The organism is Mesorhizobium sp. M2D.F.Ca.ET.226.01.1.1 (assembly GCF_004022705.2).
Lineage (GTDB): Bacteria > Pseudomonadota > Alphaproteobacteria > Rhizobiales > Rhizobiaceae > Mesorhizobium.
The window spans coordinates 353,522-368,964 of sequence record NZ_RZOY02000003.1 but is presented as its reverse complement, the minus strand read 5'-3'; the positions used below and the strand labels follow the sequence as shown (position 1 = coordinate 368,964).

Genomic DNA, 15,443 nt, shown 5'->3' with positions numbered 1-15,443 from the left:
GGCCGCTAGAGAATGCGCTTTTCGGTCGCCGGATCGAAGAACACCGCCTTGCTCAGGTTGAAGGCCAGAGGCGTGCTGGTGCCGGGCTGGATCCTGGCATCCGCCCTCAGCCGTGCCACCACGCCCTTGCCGCCGAGATTGGTGACGGCGAAGGTGTCCGAGCCCGCCGGCTCAACCACTTCGATGTGGCAGTCGGCGGTAGCGATCTCGGATCCGTTACGCTCGGCACCTTCCGGATCGGTCAGCGCTTCGGGGCGAACGCCGAAGATGACCTGCTTGTCCTTGAAGGCCGACAGACCAGCTGGCGCGCCGGGCATCGGCAGCACGATCGGCTGGCGCGCCTCGCGGTCGAGCACGACAGAGAGTCCACTGCCATTGGCGTCGATCTTGGCTGGGATCAGGTTCATTGCCGGGGAGCCCATGAAGTCGGCAACGAAGATGTTGGTCGGGTTGTTGTAGATCTCAGCCGGGGTGCCGAATTGCTGCACCTCGCCGTCGCGCATGACGGCGATCTTGGTCGCCAGGGTCATAGCCTCGATCTGGTCATGGGTGACATAGACGATCGTCGTGCCGGTGGTCGCATGCAGGCGCTTGATCTCGATGCGCATGTCGACGCGCAGCTTGGCGTCGAGATTGGAAAGCGGCTCGTCGAACAGGAAGAGCTTCGGGTCGCGCACCAGCGCCCGGCCCATGGCGACGCGCTGGCGCTGGCCGCCGGAAAGCTGGCTTGGCTTGCGCTGCAGGAGATGGCCGATCTGCAGGATCTTCGCCACTTTGTCGATCGCCGCTTGGCGTTCGGCCGCCGGCACGCCGCGCATCTCCATGCCGAAGGCGATGTTTCCCGCCACCGTCATGTTCGGGTAGAGCGCGTAGCTCTGGAACACCATGGCGATGTCGCGCTTCGAAGGATGCAGGTCGTTGATGGCCCGGCCCTCGACGCGGATCTGGCCCTCGGTGATGTTTTCCAGACCGGCAATGGTGTTGAGCAACGTGGACTTGCCGCAGCCGGACGGACCGACCAGCACCAGAAAGCCGCCCTTTTCGAGCTCGACATTGATGCCCTTCAGGATCTCGACATTCCCGAAGCGCTTCTTCAGCCCATCAATTTCCAGAAAAGCCATGGTCGTTCCTTCCGAATGGGATCAGCCCTTGACCGCGCCAGCCATCAGCCCGCGCACGAAATAGCGGCCGGCGACGACATAGACGATCAGGGTGGGGAGCGCGGCGATCATCGCCGCCGCCATGTTGACATTGTATTCGACGACGCCGGTCGAAGTGTTGACGACATTGTTCAGCGCCACCGTCATCGGCATCACGTCGCCGGAGCCGGCATAGGCGGAAGCGAACAGGAAGTCGTTCCAGATGTTGGTGAACTGGTAGATCACCGTCACAACGATGATCGGCAGCGAATTGGGCAGCATGATGCGCCGAAATATCTGAAAGAAGGAGGCGCCGTCGACTTGTGCCGCCTTGATCAACTCGGTCGGGAAAGCTTCGTAATAGTTGCGGAAGAACAGCGTGGTGAAGCCAAGGCCGTAGACCACGTGGACGAAGACGAGATTGACGGTCGAATTGCCAAGGCCAAAATTGAAGCCGGTGGCGTTCTGCAAGGTGACGCCGAAGCGTCCGAGGCTGCCGAGAATGGTCGCCATCGGCAACAGCACCGACTGGAACGGGATGAAACAAGCAAACAGCATCATCGCGAAGACCAGCGTGTGGCCGCGGAAGCGCCATTTGGTCAGCACGTAGCCATTCAGCGCGCCAAGCAGCGTCGAGATCAGCACCGCCGGCACCACCATCTTGATGGAGTTCCAGAAATAGCCCTTCATGCCGACGCAGGTCAGGCCCGAGCAAACTTCGCTCCACGCCTTTACCCATGGTGCGAAAGTCGGCGCATGCGGCAGCGACAGCATGTTGCCGTTCTGGATCTCGTCCATGGTCTTGAACGAGGTGACCAGCATGACGAATAGCGGCATCAGGTAGAAGATCGCGAACAGGGCCAGCAGCCCATAGATGATGACGCGGTTTATCGTTCTGGCGTGCATGCCGCTCGAAGCCTGGCGGGCGGGTGAAGTGATGGCGCTCATCGCGACTTCTCCCTGAGCTCGGAATAGAGATACGGAACAATGATGGCCGTGATGGTCATCAGCATGATCACCGCGCTCGCCGAGCCGACCGCCATCTCGTTGCGCTTGAAGGTGAACTCATACATGAAGTTTGAAGGCAGCCAGGCCGAGCCGCCGGGGCCGCCGCTGGTCAGCGCCACCACCAGGTCATAGGACTTGATGGCCAGATGCGCGAGCACGATGAAGGCCGACAGAAACACGGGCCGCAGCAGCGGAATGACGATGCGGCGGTAGAGCTGGAAGGTGGTGGCGCCGTCGATCTGCGCCGCCTTCATGATCTCGCCGTCGATGCCGCGCAACCCGGCCAGGAACATCGCCATGATGAAGCCCGAAGCCTGCCACACGCCGGCGATCACCACCGTGTAGATGACGAAATCCTTGTTCTTGATCCAGTCGAAGTGGAAGCTCGTCCAGCCCCACTGATGCAGCGTCTGCTCGAGGCCGAGGCCGGGGTCGAGGAACCATTTCCAGGCAACGCCGGTGACGATGAAGGAGAGCGCCATCGGGTAGAGATAGATCGGCCGCAGCACGCCTTCGCCGCGGATCTTCTGGTCGAGCAGGATGGCCAGGAACAGGCCGAGCGCCAGGCAGATCAGGATGTAGAGGAAGCCGAAGATGCCCATGTTGGTGATCGAGGTGTACCAGCTCGATGGCGGGTCGCTCTCGAAGGTCCAGCGCCACAGCCGCTGATAGGCGCGGGCGCCGGTAATGTCATAGGACGGGAACGTCTTTGAATTGGTGAAGGACAGGTAGATCGTCCAGAGGATGAATCCGTAGACGAAGACGATCGTCGCCGCGAAGCTCGGCGCCAGAACGATCTTCGGCAACAGGTCCTGCAGGCGTGACCGGACCGACGCACCGGGATGGGCATCATGCTCCGGGGTCAGCTTGATCTGGGTTTCGGCAACTGTGCTCATCGGCTCATCCAGTACCGGTTAGCGGGAATTGGCCGGCGCGCGCTGCACACCAGGAAGCAATCCCGGATATTGTCTCGACAGGAGACCTCCCCCGCCGAAGCGGGGGAAGTCAATCTATGCCAAAACGCCTTACTTGGCGTCGTCGATCGCCTTAACCAGCTCGGTCACGGCTTCGTCGGAGGACTTGATCTGACCATGGACGAACTTCGACACGACGTCCTTGTAGGCATTGGCGACGGCCGGCGGGGCGCCATAGCCCTGAGCCAGCGAGCCGAACAGCGTGCCGCCTTCATTGGCCTTCTTCAGGTCGGCGATGCCTTTCTTGCCGCAAGCATCGAAGTCGGTGTCCGGCACGTCGGTGCGGGCCGGGACAGAGCCCTTCACCACGTTGAAGGCCGACTGGAAGCTCTTCGACAGGGTCGCGGTGGCCAGCGCCACCTGGGCGGCCTTGCGGTCTTCCGGAACGTTGAACATGCCGAACATGTCGGAGTTGTAGACCACTGAGCCGTCGGTGCCCGGGAAACGGTAGCAGAGGAAGTCGGTGCCCGGGGTCTTGTTGGCGGCATGGAACTCACCCTTGGCCCAGTCGCCCATAACCTGAACCAGCGCGTCGCCCTTGATGACCATGGCGGTGGCGAGGTTCCAGTCGCGGCCCGAGAAGTTCGGGTCGACATAGGTGACGAGCTTGGCGAGGTTGTCGAACGACTTCTTCATCGTATCGGACTTCAGCGAGGCCTCATCGAGGTCGTTCATCGCCTTCTTGTAGAATTCCGGTCCGCCAGTCGACAGCACGACGGAGTCGAACATCGTGGCTTCCTGCCAGTTCTGGCCGCCCAGAGCGAGCGGGATGACGCCGGCAGCCTTGGCCTTGTCGAGCAGGGCGATGAAGTCGTCGAAGGTCTTCGGCTCGGTGCCGCCGATCTTGTCCATCACCGCCTTGTTGATCCACAGCCAGTTGACGGAGTGGACGTTGACCGGAGCGGCAACCCACTTGCCGTCATAGACCGAGAACTTCTGCAGGGCCGCCGGAACCGACTTGTCCCAGCCTTCCTTCTTGGCGGTCTCGGTCAGGTCGCCCATGACGCCGGCGGCTGCGTAGTCGAGCACGGTGTAGCCGAGCATCTGCGAGGCGGTCGGATAGTTGCCGGCCGCGACCATGGCCTTCAGCGCGGTCATGGCGGCGTCGCCGCCGCCGCCGGCCACCGGCACGTCCTTCCAGGCATAGCCTTCCTTGGCCAGATCCTGCTTCAGCACGTTCAGAGCAGCAGCTTCGCCGCCCGACGTCCACCAATGCAGCATCTGCACTTCCTTGACATCCGCGGCGTGCGCCGAGAACGCAAAGCTCGTCGCAAGAGCCGTTCCGATAAGCAGTTTGCGCAACATGTACTACCTCCCTTGTTGCATTCACTTAACCGGCGGGTGTCCGCCGGCGTCTCCCAACTCAGCCGACCCACCAACCGGTGCGCTGGCCGCGATGAAACTGGATAGTCTTTTCTTCGGTATAGTCCTCGACAGCGCGTTTGCCGAGTTCGCGTCCCAGACCGGACTGCTTGTAGCCCCCGAAAGGCAGCTCGGGGTAACCTTCCATGAACGTGTTCACCCAAACCGTCCCCGAACGCACACCACGCGCCACCGACATGCAGGTGTCGATGCTGGCGCTCCACACCCCTGCAGACAGACCATAGGGCGTGTTGTTGGCAATGTGCAATGCCCTCTCAATCGTCTCAAAAGTGAGCACGGACAGCACCGGGCCGAATACTTCCTCACGCGCGATCGCCATATCCTCGCTAACGTTGCGGATGATGGTCGGATCGAGATATTGGCCGGCATTGGAGACAAGCCGGGCGCCGCCGGCAAAAACGTTGCCGCCGTCGGTTTGCGCCGCCGCAACATAGCCGGCTACCTTTGCCGTATGGTCGGCCGAGATCATGGCGCCGACCTTGGTGCGGTCGTCGAGCGGATCGCCGACGCGGACCTTGTCGGCCAGCGACTTGACCGCGCCCAGGAAATCGTCGGCGATCGCCTCGTGCACGATCAGGCGGCTGCCGGCATTGCAGCATTCGCCGGCGTTGAAGAAGCCGCCGAACACAGCGGCATCAGCCGCAGCCTCGAGGTCAGCATCGGGAAAGACGATCTGGCCATTCTTGCCGCCGAGTTCCATCGACACCTTCTTCAGCGAAGCGGAAGCGGCGGCCATGGTCATCTTGCCGACGCGGGTCGAGCCGGTGAAGGAAACCATCTCGACCAGCGGATGGCTGACCATCGGCGCGCCGACATCGGCGCCGAAGCCGGCAAGGACGTTGACGACACCGGCCGGCAGCCCGGCTTCGAGCAGGATGTCGCCGAGCACGAAGGTCGAGGCCGACGTCATCTCGCTCGGCTTGACCACCGCCGTGCAGCCGGCGGCGAGAGCGAAAGGCAGTTTCTGGCTGACGATCAGGAAGGGGAAGTTCCACGGCGTGATGATCGACACGACGCCGACCGGCTCGCGCAGCACCACGCCCAGCATATCGTCGCCAAGATTGGCGTAGCTCTCGCCATGCAGCGTGCGGGCCAGCGAAGCGGCGTAGCGCCAGATGTCTATCGCGCCGCCGATCTCGCCGCGCGCCTGGGCGATCGGCTTGCCGGACTCCAGCGCATCGAGGCGGGCGATCTCTTCCAGCCGAGTCTCGATCAGGTCAGCGGTCTTCAGCAGAACCGCGGCGCGTTCCGACGCCTTCATGCGCGGCCATGGGCCGATTTCGAAAGCTCTGTGAGCGGCCTGGACCGCGGCCTCTACTTCACCCGCATTCGCCTGCGCGTAGCGGGACACCACAAAACCATGGCCGGGGCTGGCGCGCTCGATGCTGCGGCCGTCGCGGGCGTCGACATGCTTGCCGTCGATCAGCAGCTTGTAGGCCTTCGGCGCCTGAGAGGCCTCGGCCGGCATGGCAATGTTGAGCGGTGCGTTCATCGTTTCTTCTCTAGGATCTCGAAAAGGCCGGCTTCTGCTTGGCCTTGAAGGCGCCGACACCGGTTTTCAGGTCGGCGGTGAGCGCGATGAAGCCGCTGGCCAGCGCCTCGGTCGCGGCGGCGTCTTCCTCGCCTTCGGCAACGCCGATCATCAGCTTGGCGGCCTCGGTTGCCAGCGGCCCGCGCTCGGCGATCTTTTCGGCCCAGCTTCTGGCTTCGTCGAAAGCCTTGCCGGTTTCGACGACACGATCGACGACGCCGTGCGCGAGCGCATCGGCCGCCAGGAAAATCTCGCCACCAATCGCCATCCGGCGCACGATCTGTGCACTGAAGCGGCGCACGGCGCGCTGTGTGCCCGACCATCCGGGAACGACGCCGATCGAGGTTTCGGGGAAGCCGAGCTTCACCTGCGTCTCGGCGACGCGGAAATCGCAGGCCGCTGCCAGTTCAAGTCCGCCGCCCAGCGCATGGCCGGAGAGCACCGCGATGGTCGGCTGCCGGAGCCGCCCCAGCCGGTCGAAGACACGGTGGCCGTAGCGCACCCATTGCACCTGAAAATCGGCGGCACTCATCGCACCCCAGGCCTCGACGTCGCCGCCCGCGCAAAAACCCTTGCCTTCGCCACGGACGAGCACGACGCGCACGCCCTCGGCCAGTTCGGCTTCGTCAAGCGCTGCTGCCAGCGCGCGCAGCATCGGGATATCAAGCGCGTTGAATTTCTCTGGACGGCGCAGCGTGACGATGCCGACAGCGCCGTCCCTTTCGAAGGTGACGAGGCGTTCAGCCATGCGCGCCTCCAAGCGAGGCGCCGCCATTGAGCGACAGACCGATCGGCCGGTCCTGATAGAGCGCAACAGGCGTCACCTTGAGGTCATTGGCGACGGCGAGCGGGATCTCGGCCTGCGTCAGCACATCGCGTTCGAGGTCGATGCCGGGCGCCAGTTCCGTCACCATAAGCCCGTCCGGCGTCAGCTTCATCACGCAGCGTTCGGTGACATAGGTGATGTCCTGCCCCTGCGCGACGGCGCGTTTTCCCGAGAAGGAGATATGCTCGACCTCCTCGACCACCTTCTTGACCTTGCCTTCCTGGTCGATGCGGATAGCGCCGTCGGCGAGCGAGAGCTTGGCGCCGGCATTGAAGAAGCCGGAGAAGACGATCTTCTTCGCCCGCGAGGTGATGTCGACGAAGCCGCCGGCGCCGGCAGTGACGTGTGGCCTTGCAGAAAGCTTCGAGACATTGACCGAGCCGTGGCGGTCGATTTGCAGGAACGAGAGCAGCGAGGCGTCGAAGCCGCCGGCCTGGAAATAGATGAACTGGTGCGGCGAGGGCATGATCGCCTCGGCGTTGGAGGCGCAGCCGAATTTGAAGTCGAGCAGCGGCACGCCGCCGACGGCGCCCTGTTCGATCACCCAGGTGACCTTGCCGTGCTGGCCTTCCTCTAAGAGGATGCGCGGCACATTGGCCGAGATGCCGAAGCCGATGTTGACGGCCATGCCGTCACGCAACTCCATGGCGACGCGGCGGGCGATCACCTTCTGGATGTTCATCTCGGGCGTGCGGAAGGTCGACAGCGGCCGGAAGATCTCGCCCGAGATCGCCGGGTCGTAAGGCGTCTGCGTCGTCTGCAACTGATCAGGCGCCACCACGATATGGTCGACCAGCACGCCGGGAACGCGCACGTCATGCGGCTTCAGCGTGCCGTTCTCGACGACGCGCTTGACCTGCGCGATGACGATGCCGCCATTGTTGCGGGCAGCCAATGCCTGCTCCAGGCCGCCCAGATAGGCGCCCTCATGCTCATAGGTCAGGTTGCCGCGTTCGTCGGCGGAAGTGGCGCGGATGATCGAGATGTGGGGCACGATGGCGCGAAAATAGAGCCATTCCTCGCCGTCGAACTGCTGCACCGAAACGATCGGCTCGCTGGCCGCCGCATTCATGGCGCAGCCCTGATGACGCGGATCGGCGAAGGTGTCGAGGCCGACCTTGGTCAGCACGCCCGGACGCTTGGCGGCGGCCTCGCGGTGCATGTCGAACAGGATGCCCGACGGCACGTTGTAGGCGGCGACCGAATTGTCGCCAATCATCTTCCAGATCTGTGGCGGTTCGGACGAGGAGGGACCGGACGGGTAGGAGCCGCACAGCGTGCGCTTCAACAGGCCGGGCTTGGCGAGATGGTCGATGCCCTTTATGCCATACATGTCGCCGGCGGCGATCGGGTGCAGCGTGGTGATATTCTTCGGATGGCCTTCCGCATCGAAGCGCTCGCCGATCGCGGCAAGCACGGCGTCCGGGCAGCCGAGGCCGCTCGACGACGACACCGAGACGACCATGCCGTCCTTGATCAGGCTGGCGGCGTAAGCCGCCGAGACGAGCTTGCTCACGCGAGGCTCCCAAGTTGCGGGTCGATAGCGACGGCCTTGCCGGTCTTCGCGGATTGAAGTGCTGCTTCGGCCGAGGCCAGCGACCAGATGCCGTCGTCGCCGGTGGCGGCAGGCTGGCCTTCGCCGCGGATCGCGGCATGGAACTGGCGCAGCGAACGCGTGTAGAGGTCCTCGCGGTCGAAGTTCAATTCTTCCTCGCCATCGGCTGTGCGCAGCAGCACCGAGCCGATCGGCTTCTGCGTCATCACATTGGTGGCGATGAGCGAGCCTTCCGATCCGTGCAGCTCAAAACCGGTGCCGGCGAATTTCGTCGTGAAGCCCTCATGCGACTGGGCAATCACGCCGGACTTGAAGCGCCAGAGGCACATGGCGCCGTCTTCCAGCCCGCTGCCGGCCATGCCGGCGGATTGCGTGAAAGCGGAGATCTCTACCGGGTCGTCGCCGAGCACGAAGCGCAGCGTGTCGGCGTCGTGCACGGTGATGTCGAGCACCACACCGCCGCCGGCTTCTGGCTTGGTGATGCGCCAGCCTTGCAGGTTTTCCGGCAGGAAGACCGAGTGGAAGACGCGCGCGGCGATCGGCTTGCCGATACGGCCGCTGGCAATCGCCTCGCGCATGGCGCGATGCGTGCCGGCATTGCGCAGGTGATGATTGGTGCCGAAGACGATTCCGGCCGCTTTAGCGGCGGTGACCATCTTGAGCGCATTGGCGCTGGTCAGCGCCAGCGGCTTCTCGCACAGCACATGCTTGCCGGCCTTGATGGCGGCCAGACCCTGTTCAAGATGCAATTCGTTGGTGGTCGAGATGTAGACTGCGTCGATGTCCTCGCTGAGCAGCGCATCGAGGGTCGAGACAGCGACAGATATGTTATTTTCACGGGCGTAAGCCTCGGCGCGCTCGGCGCTCGAGCTCATCACGGCGGCGACCTCGCCATCGGCCTGCGCGCGGATGGCATTGATCATGAATTGCTTGGCGATCGTGCTGGCGCCGATCAGTCCCCATCGCACGCTCATGCCGCGTCTCCCACTTGGCTGTTGCGGTCCGGACCGCTGCTTTCCCGCACGACCAGGCTGACGGCGCCGATATGGTCCTCGGCGCGCGTGGTGCGCGACTGGATCATCTTCAGCATGACGTGAGCGGCGCGCTCGCCGAGGCCCGCCGTGTCGACGGCGACGCTGGTCAGCGCCGGGCTGTAGTGCTCAGCCTCGGCGACATCGTCGAAGCCGACGACAGCAAAGTCCGTTCCAGCTTCCAGGCCGCGCTTGCGCAATGCAAGCATGACGCCGAAGGCGACCGCGTCGTTGAAGCAAAGGGCCGCTGTCGGCGGTTCGGAAATGGCCAGCGCCGTCTCCAGGCAGGCCATGCCGCCCTTACGGCTGGTCTCGCCCTCGACGATCGTCCGGTTGGCAAAAGGGATGGCGAACGCCTCGCAGGCTTCGAGGAAACCGCCCAGGCGCTCCTGATAGACGACGAGGTCGGACGAGCCGCCGAAGAAGGCAAGGCGGCGATGGCCCTTGCGGATCAGATGCTCGGTGGCAAGACAGGCGCCGCGATGGTTGTCGGGCGCGATTGCCGGTATGCGGCTCTCGGGCAGCCTGCGCATGGCGAACACCACGGGCACGCCCGCCGCTTCGATACGTCGGAAAGCGCCAGGCGTCGTGCCGCGCGCTGGCGAGACGATCAGGCCGGCGACGCCCTGCTCCATCATCGATTTCAGCACTTCTTCCTGGCGCACCGGATTCTCCGCCGTGTTGGCGATGAAGGGCACGACGCCCGCCGCCTGGAAGACGCGCTCCATGCCGACGGCAAGCTCGGCGAAGAAGGGATTGGTGAGATCGTTGATCACCATCCCGATGACGTTGGAATGGGCCTTGCGGAGATTGGCGGCGCCGCGGTTGTAGACATAGCCGACATCCTCGATTGCCTTGCGCACCTTGACCGCGGTTTCAGGCCGGATCAGCCCGCTGCCTTGCAGCACGAGCGACACCGTCGACTTGGACACGCCGGCCTCGCGGGCGATGTCCAGGATCGTCGCCTTGGCCCGGCTGGCCATCGTCGTCCCGTCCTCCACGGTTTTTTGAACGAATTTATTGGAACGTTCTAATCACTGTCCGAAATCAGAGTCAATCGTGATTCTGATGAGAAGCCAAAAATTGTTAGGAGCGGTTCAAATCTTTCGACGGCGCAAGGGGTTCCGCATCGCGCTGCAGCTGCCGGCCGGCTCGGATCTCTTGAATCATAAAGGTTCTTGATTTATTGGAACGTTCCAGTTATAGGAGCCGCAACGGGAGAGTTCGATGGACATCATCTTGCCTGCGGAAAACGGCGACCGGATCAGGTACCGGCTCGTCGGCAGACCGGTTGCGCCGAGTGAAGGCGCGTGTTTTTCGCGCATCGCCTATGCCGCGGCCCACGTCGTCGCCGATCCGATCGCGATGACCAATCCGTGGTCGCGGCCAGCGGTCGACTGGGACAAGACTATGGCGTTTCGCCATCATCTGTGGCGGCTCGGCTTCCGCATCGCCGAAGCCATGGATACCTCGCAGCGCGGCATGGGCTTCGACTGGGCGAGCGCCAGGGAACTGATCCGCCGCTCGATCGCCAAGGCCAGGACAGTGCCGGGCGCCGACCTTGCTTCAGGGGCGGGAACCGATCATCTGGCGCCGGCGGCAGCAAAAACGCTTGACGACGTCATCAGCGCCTATGAGGAGCAGTTCGGCTTCATCGAAGGCGAGGGCGGCAAGGCGATCATGATGGCGAGCCGCGCGCTGGCGGCGGTGGCCAAGGGGCCGGACGATTATTTTCGCGTCTATGACCGGATGCTCTCCCAGGCATCGGGCAAGGTGATCCTGCACTGGCTGGGCGACATGTTCGATCCGGCGCTCAAGGGCTATTGGGGCAGCAACGATTTCGACGCGGCGCTCGACACGGTCGTCGCCATCATTGAGCGGCATGCGGACAAGGTCGAGGGCATAAAAATATCGCTGCTCGACGCCGGCAAGGAAGTGCTTCTGCGCGACCGGTTGCCAGAAGGCGTCGTGATGTTCACCGGCGATGATTTCAACTATCCGGAGCTGATCGCCGGCGACGGCAAAAGACACTCACACGCGCTGCTCGGCATCTTCGACGCCATCGCGCCGGTGGCCAACGCCGCGCTGGCGAAGCTGGCCGAAGGCGATCGTGCCGGCTATGACGCGCTGATGGCGCCGACCGTGCCGCTGTCGCGAAAAATCTTCGAGGCGCCGACCGAATACTACAAGGCCGGCATCGTCTTCATGGCCTGGCTGAACGGGCATCAGGACCATTTCACCATGGTGGGCGGCATGCAATCAGCGCGCGGCATATGCCACTACGCCGACATCTTTCGCCTTGCCGATCAGGCCGGATTGCTGGCCAACCCTGACCTTGCCGTCTCCAGGATGAAGACCCTGCTGGCGACAGCAGGCCTCTGAGTCGTCCCCCGGGGATTTGCCTTCCGTCGACAAATCGTATTCGTTTGCCGAAAATAGGCGCGGACGAACAAGGCAATGACTGACAAAGTGGCTGGGGCAGGCAAAGTCGCCCTTATCACCGGCGTGACCGGACAGGACGGGGCCTATCTGGCTGAGCTGTTGCTCGGAAAGGGCTATGTCGTCCACGGCGTCAAACGCCGGTCGTCTTCCTTCAACACCGAGCGTGTCGACGACATGTATGTCGATCCGCATGAGAGCGGCGCGCGCTTCTTTCTGCATTATGGCGATCTCACAGATGCGACCAATCTGATCCGCCTCGTGCAGGAGACGAGGCCGAGCGAGATCTACAATCTCGGCGCCCAAAGCCATGTCCAGGTGAGTTTCGAAACCCCTGAATACACCGCCAATGCCGATGCCTTGGGCACGCTGAGGCTGCTCGAGGCAATCCGCATCCTCGGCCTCGACAAATCGGTGCGCTTCTATCAGGCCTCGACCTCGGAGCTTTATGGCCAGGCGGCGGAAACCCCACAGAACGAGAATACGCCTTTCCGGCCGCGCTCGCCCTATGCGGCGGCCAAGCTTTATGCCTACTGGATCACGGTCAATTATCGCCAAGCCTATGGCCTGTTCGCGTCAAACGGCATCCTGTTCAACCATGAAAGCCCGACGCGCGGCGAAACCTTCGTCACCCGCAAGATCACGCGCGCCGCGGCCTCGATCCACAATGGGCTGCAGGACACGCTCTATCTCGGCAATCTCGATGCCCAGCGCGATTGGGGCCATGCGCGTGACTATGTCGAGGGCATGTGGCGCATCCTCCAACATGGTGAGCCGGACGATTTCGTGCTCGCGACCGGCGAGACCCATTCGGTGCGCGAGTTCGTCGAGCTGGCCTTCGCTGAAACCGGACGAACCATCCGCTGGCAAGGCGGGGGCGTCGATGAAGTCGGCATCGATGAAGCTTCGGGCACGGTGCTGGTGCGGGTCGATCCGCGCTATTTCCGGCCAACCGAGGTTGACACGCTGATTGGCGACGCCACCAAGGCAAGGAACGTTCTGGGCTGGTCGGCCACGGTCACCTTCAGGGACCTGGTGGCGGAGATGGTTCGGACCGACCTGACGCGTGCCGCAGGCGGCGCATGGCGCAGCGGTCGCTCCATTTAGGGATTCGCGCCATGGGCAACAATTTCGATCTCAAGGGAAAGCGTATTTTCGTCGCCGGCCATCGCGGCATGGTCGGCTCGGCGCTGGTACGCCGTCTGGCGGGCGAGGATTGCGAGATCCTGACCGTCGCGCGGAGCGAGCTCGACCTTCTCGACCAGGCCGGCGTGCGCCGCTGGATGGAGGACCGGCGGCCCGATGCGGTGATCATGGCGGCCGCCAAGGTCGGCGGCATTCTTGCCAATGACAGCTTCCCGGTGGATTTTCTTTACGAAAATCTCGTCGTGCAGACCAACGTCATCGAGGCCGCTTTCCGCAGCGAGGTGCAGAAACTTCTGTTCCTCGGCTCATCCTGCATCTATCCGAAACTTGCGCCGCAGCCGATCCCGGAAGACGCGCTGCTCACCGGCCCGCTCGAACCGACCAACGAATGGTATGCCGTCGCCAAGATCGCCGGGTTGAAACTCTGCCAGGCCTACCGGCGGCAATATGGCGTCAATTTCATCTCGGCCATGCCGACCAACCTTTACGGTCCGGGCGACAATTTCGACCTCGACAGCAGCCATGTCGTGCCGGCGCTGATGCGGAAGGCGCATGAGGCCAGGCGTGCCGGCCAAAAAACCCTGCCGGTATGGGGTTCGGGTCGGCCGATGCGTGAGTTCCTGCATGTCGACGACGCCGCAGACGCCTTTGTCTGGCTTTTGAAGAATTATTCCGGCGACAGCCACGTCAATGTCGGCAGCGGCGAGGACGTCACGATCGCCGAGCTTGCGCGGACCATAGTCTCGGTCGTCGGCCTGAGCGCCGAGATCACCTTCGATCCGACGAAGCCGGACGGCATGGCGCGAAAGCTGCTGGATGTGTCGCGGCTGTTCGCGACCGGCTGGCGTCCGAAATACGCGCTGCGCGATGGATTGCAGCAGACCTATGCGTGGTTTCTCGAACATGTCGAAAAGGGCGACATCCGTCTTGGCGCCGACTGATCCCGCTTCGACGCTGATCGCCGCCACCAGGATCGACGGGCTGGGCGGCCGCCTTCTGGCGATGGTAAACGCCAAGGCGCTTGCCGACACCTTTGGTTACCGCTTCGGCTTCACCTGGGCCCGAAGGGGCGCGGGCGAAAAAAAGTTCCACAGCGTCGAGGCCGCCGACAGGATTTTTTCACCTGATTTCATTGAAAGGCATTGGCTTGGCGGAAAGATCAAGACGTCCAGCTTCGGCATTCTCGACGAGGCCGCTCTCGCCGGGCGCAGCCTGGGCGAGGTCGCCAAGGAGAGGAAACTGCGCGGCTGGATCTGCGACGATTTCCGCATCCTGACGCATTATCGCGGCGAACCCACGCAACTCGTCGGCCAGTCAGCAACGTTGCGCAGCTTCAATTATTCAACAGCAGTCAAGGAAGCGATCGACAGCGCCAATGAAAGCCGTTTTCCGGGTCCAACGGCGGCGCTTCACCTGCGCAGCGGCGACATCGTGCATGGCAAATATCGTACGAATCTTGTCTTTGCCGGGAAGGTCATTCCCGCGACCCTTGCCAAGGCGATCGTCTCGGAGCTTTCGCGATTGGGCATGGCGACGCTGCTGATCGGGCAGCATCGCGCGACGCTCGACTATCTGAAGGCCGAGACCGGGGCGATGCTGACCAGCGATTTCGGCGCCGACGCGTTCGCGGACGAGACCCTGAAAGCGTTCTTCGAGATGACGCTGATGGCGCGCTGCCGGCAGATCTACGCGGGACGCAGCATCTACGCCGAGATAGCGTCGCTGATGGGGGATGTGCCCCTCATGTACCCGACCACGCTCCACGACGCGCCGCGAGCAGCCGCGATCATTCTCAACGAATTGAAGAACCACGAGGCGGACTACGATCCGCGCGAAGCCGCCTTCGGCTACCAGTCCGCGTTCCTGGCCATCGAGCAGACCGCTGCCCCCGGCCAGGCGCGCGAGATCCTGGAGAAGGCGCGCGCCCTCGATCCGGACAATGATGCCTATCCGCTGAAGATGGCGTCGGCCTATTTTCGCGAGCGCGACTACGCTTCGGGCGAGGCCATGTTGAAGTCCGTGGTGACGCGGCAATTTCAGGCGCGCCGCAAAATACCGGTGACGATCATGCGGCTGCTTGGAGAGATGATGTCGGACAGATATCCATATGCCGCGGATTTCGCGTTCTTCCATGCCGCCGGCGAAGCAGGCTATCCCTATGCCGCGGCATGTTCGGCCTGGATACTCCAACAAACGGCGACGGATCGGGAAAGGGCGCTGGCGATGGCGCAGCGGACGGTCAATGCCGCTCCGGCGGACCCGATCCTGCGGAAGGTCAGGCAACGCATCCTGCAAGGCAGGAAGCCCCAGTCCGGCCTGGTCGCCAAGGCAAGATGGCGGATCGCCTGGCTGCGTGGACTTGGCGCGAGGTAGTCAGGTCCGCCGCCACAGATACAGAATGGCGAGATCGC

The 15,443-nt window shown here is 63.3% G+C and carries 13 protein-coding genes; 4 read left to right on the top strand and 9 right to left on the bottom strand.

All coding sequences use genetic code 11. From position 1 onward, the window contains the following. Positions 1-5: 5 nt before the first annotated feature. From EN869_RS09170 to EN869_RS09130, 9 genes are all read right to left on the bottom strand, one after another. A complete protein-coding gene (locus tag EN869_RS09170) occupies positions 6-1,121 on the bottom strand; it encodes an ABC transporter ATP-binding protein (protein ID WP_127225667.1) in 1,116 nt (371 codons plus the stop codon). 21 nt (positions 1,122-1,142) lie between these two features. Further along, complete coding sequence (locus tag EN869_RS09165) at positions 1,143-2,087, bottom strand: carbohydrate ABC transporter permease (protein ID WP_127225668.1); 945 nt, start codon at positions 2,085-2,087, stop codon at positions 1,143-1,145. Next, entirely contained in the window at positions 2,084-3,043 is a 960-nt protein-coding gene (locus tag EN869_RS09160) for a sugar ABC transporter permease (protein WP_127225669.1), read from the bottom strand. Before EN869_RS09160 ends, EN869_RS09165 begins: the two co-directional genes overlap by 4 nt. A 129-nt stretch (positions 3,044-3,172) precedes the next feature. Next, entirely contained in the window at positions 3,173-4,426 is a 1,254-nt protein-coding gene (locus EN869_RS09155) for an ABC transporter substrate-binding protein (RefSeq protein WP_127225670.1), read from the bottom strand. Between the two features lie 58 nt (positions 4,427-4,484). After that, on the bottom strand, positions 4,485-5,996 hold the full coding sequence (locus tag EN869_RS09150; protein ID WP_127225671.1) for an aldehyde dehydrogenase family protein: 1,512 nt from the start codon (positions 5,994-5,996) through the stop codon (positions 4,485-4,487). A gap of 10 nt (positions 5,997-6,006) precedes the next feature. Next, complete coding sequence (locus EN869_RS09145; protein WP_127225672.1) at positions 6,007-6,783, bottom strand: enoyl-CoA hydratase/isomerase family protein; 777 nt, start codon at positions 6,781-6,783, stop codon at positions 6,007-6,009. After that, a complete protein-coding gene (locus EN869_RS09140; RefSeq protein WP_127225673.1) occupies positions 6,776-8,377 on the bottom strand; it encodes an acyl CoA:acetate/3-ketoacid CoA transferase in 1,602 nt (533 codons plus the stop codon). The genes EN869_RS09145 and EN869_RS09140 overlap by 8 nt, the downstream gene beginning before the upstream one ends. After that, on the bottom strand, positions 8,374-9,390 hold the full coding sequence (locus EN869_RS09135; protein ID WP_127225674.1) for a Gfo/Idh/MocA family oxidoreductase: 1,017 nt from the start codon (positions 9,388-9,390) through the stop codon (positions 8,374-8,376). The genes EN869_RS09140 and EN869_RS09135 overlap by 4 nt, the downstream gene beginning before the upstream one ends. Next, complete coding sequence (locus tag EN869_RS09130; RefSeq protein ID WP_127225675.1) at positions 9,387-10,430, bottom strand: LacI family DNA-binding transcriptional regulator; 1,044 nt, start codon at positions 10,428-10,430, stop codon at positions 9,387-9,389. Before EN869_RS09130 ends, EN869_RS09135 begins: the two co-directional genes overlap by 4 nt. A 244-nt stretch (positions 10,431-10,674) precedes the next feature. Between EN869_RS09130 and EN869_RS09125 the strand changes: the two genes are divergently transcribed. The 4 genes from EN869_RS09125 (at position 10,675) to EN869_RS09110 (ending at position 15,405) form a co-directional block, all read left to right on the top strand. Then, the gene (locus EN869_RS09125; RefSeq protein WP_127225676.1) at positions 10,675-11,829 is read left to right on the top strand and encodes a dihydrodipicolinate synthase family protein; all 1,155 of its coding nucleotides are present in this window, start codon (positions 10,675-10,677) and stop codon (positions 11,827-11,829) included. A 75-nt stretch (positions 11,830-11,904) separates the two neighbouring features. Continuing rightward, entirely contained in the window at positions 11,905-12,993 is a 1,089-nt protein-coding gene (gene gmd, locus EN869_RS09120; RefSeq protein ID WP_127225677.1) for a GDP-mannose 4,6-dehydratase, read from the top strand. A gap of 11 nt (positions 12,994-13,004) precedes the next feature. After that, positions 13,005-13,973, top strand: a complete 969-nt coding sequence (locus EN869_RS09115) for a GDP-L-fucose synthase (RefSeq protein WP_127225678.1) — start codon at positions 13,005-13,007, stop codon at positions 13,971-13,973. After that, positions 13,960-15,405 (top strand): hypothetical protein, encoded by a 1,446-nt coding sequence (locus EN869_RS09110; RefSeq protein WP_245489399.1) that lies wholly within the window; start codon positions 13,960-13,962, stop codon positions 15,403-15,405. The genes EN869_RS09115 and EN869_RS09110 overlap by 14 nt, the downstream gene beginning before the upstream one ends. The last annotated feature ends 38 nt before the right edge of the window (positions 15,406-15,443 follow it).

What these genes read in the sequence shown, in the direction of transcription:
- EN869_RS09165 (WP_127225668.1), bottom strand. Translation starts at nt 2,087, where the DNA reads ATGAGCGCCATCACTTCACCCGCCCGCCAGGCTTCGAGCGGCATGCAC.
- EN869_RS09150 (WP_127225671.1), bottom strand. Translation starts at nt 5,996, where the DNA reads ATGAACGCACCGCTCAACATTGCCATGCCGGCCGAGGCCTCTCAGGCG.
- EN869_RS09160 (WP_127225669.1), bottom strand. Translation starts at nt 3,043, where the DNA reads ATGAGCACAGTTGCCGAAACCCAGATCAAGCTGACCCCGGAGCATGAT.
- EN869_RS09130 (WP_127225675.1), bottom strand. Translation starts at nt 10,430, where the DNA reads ATGGCCAGCCGGGCCAAGGCGACGATCCTGGACATCGCCCGCGAGGCC.
- EN869_RS09145 (WP_127225672.1), bottom strand. Translation starts at nt 6,783, where the DNA reads ATGGCTGAACGCCTCGTCACCTTCGAAAGGGACGGCGCTGTCGGCATC.
- EN869_RS09155 (WP_127225670.1), bottom strand. Translation starts at nt 4,426, where the DNA reads ATGTTGCGCAAACTGCTTATCGGAACGGCTCTTGCGACGAGCTTTGCG.
- EN869_RS09115 (WP_127225678.1), top strand. Translation starts at nt 13,005, where the DNA reads ATGGGCAACAATTTCGATCTCAAGGGAAAGCGTATTTTCGTCGCCGGC.
- gmd (WP_127225677.1), top strand. Translation starts at nt 11,905, where the DNA reads ATGACTGACAAAGTGGCTGGGGCAGGCAAAGTCGCCCTTATCACCGGC.
- EN869_RS09135 (WP_127225674.1), bottom strand. Translation starts at nt 9,390, where the DNA reads ATGAGCGTGCGATGGGGACTGATCGGCGCCAGCACGATCGCCAAGCAA.
- EN869_RS09170 (WP_127225667.1), bottom strand. Translation starts at nt 1,121, where the DNA reads ATGGCTTTTCTGGAAATTGATGGGCTGAAGAAGCGCTTCGGGAATGTC.
- EN869_RS09125 (WP_127225676.1), top strand. Translation starts at nt 10,675, where the DNA reads ATGGACATCATCTTGCCTGCGGAAAACGGCGACCGGATCAGGTACCGG.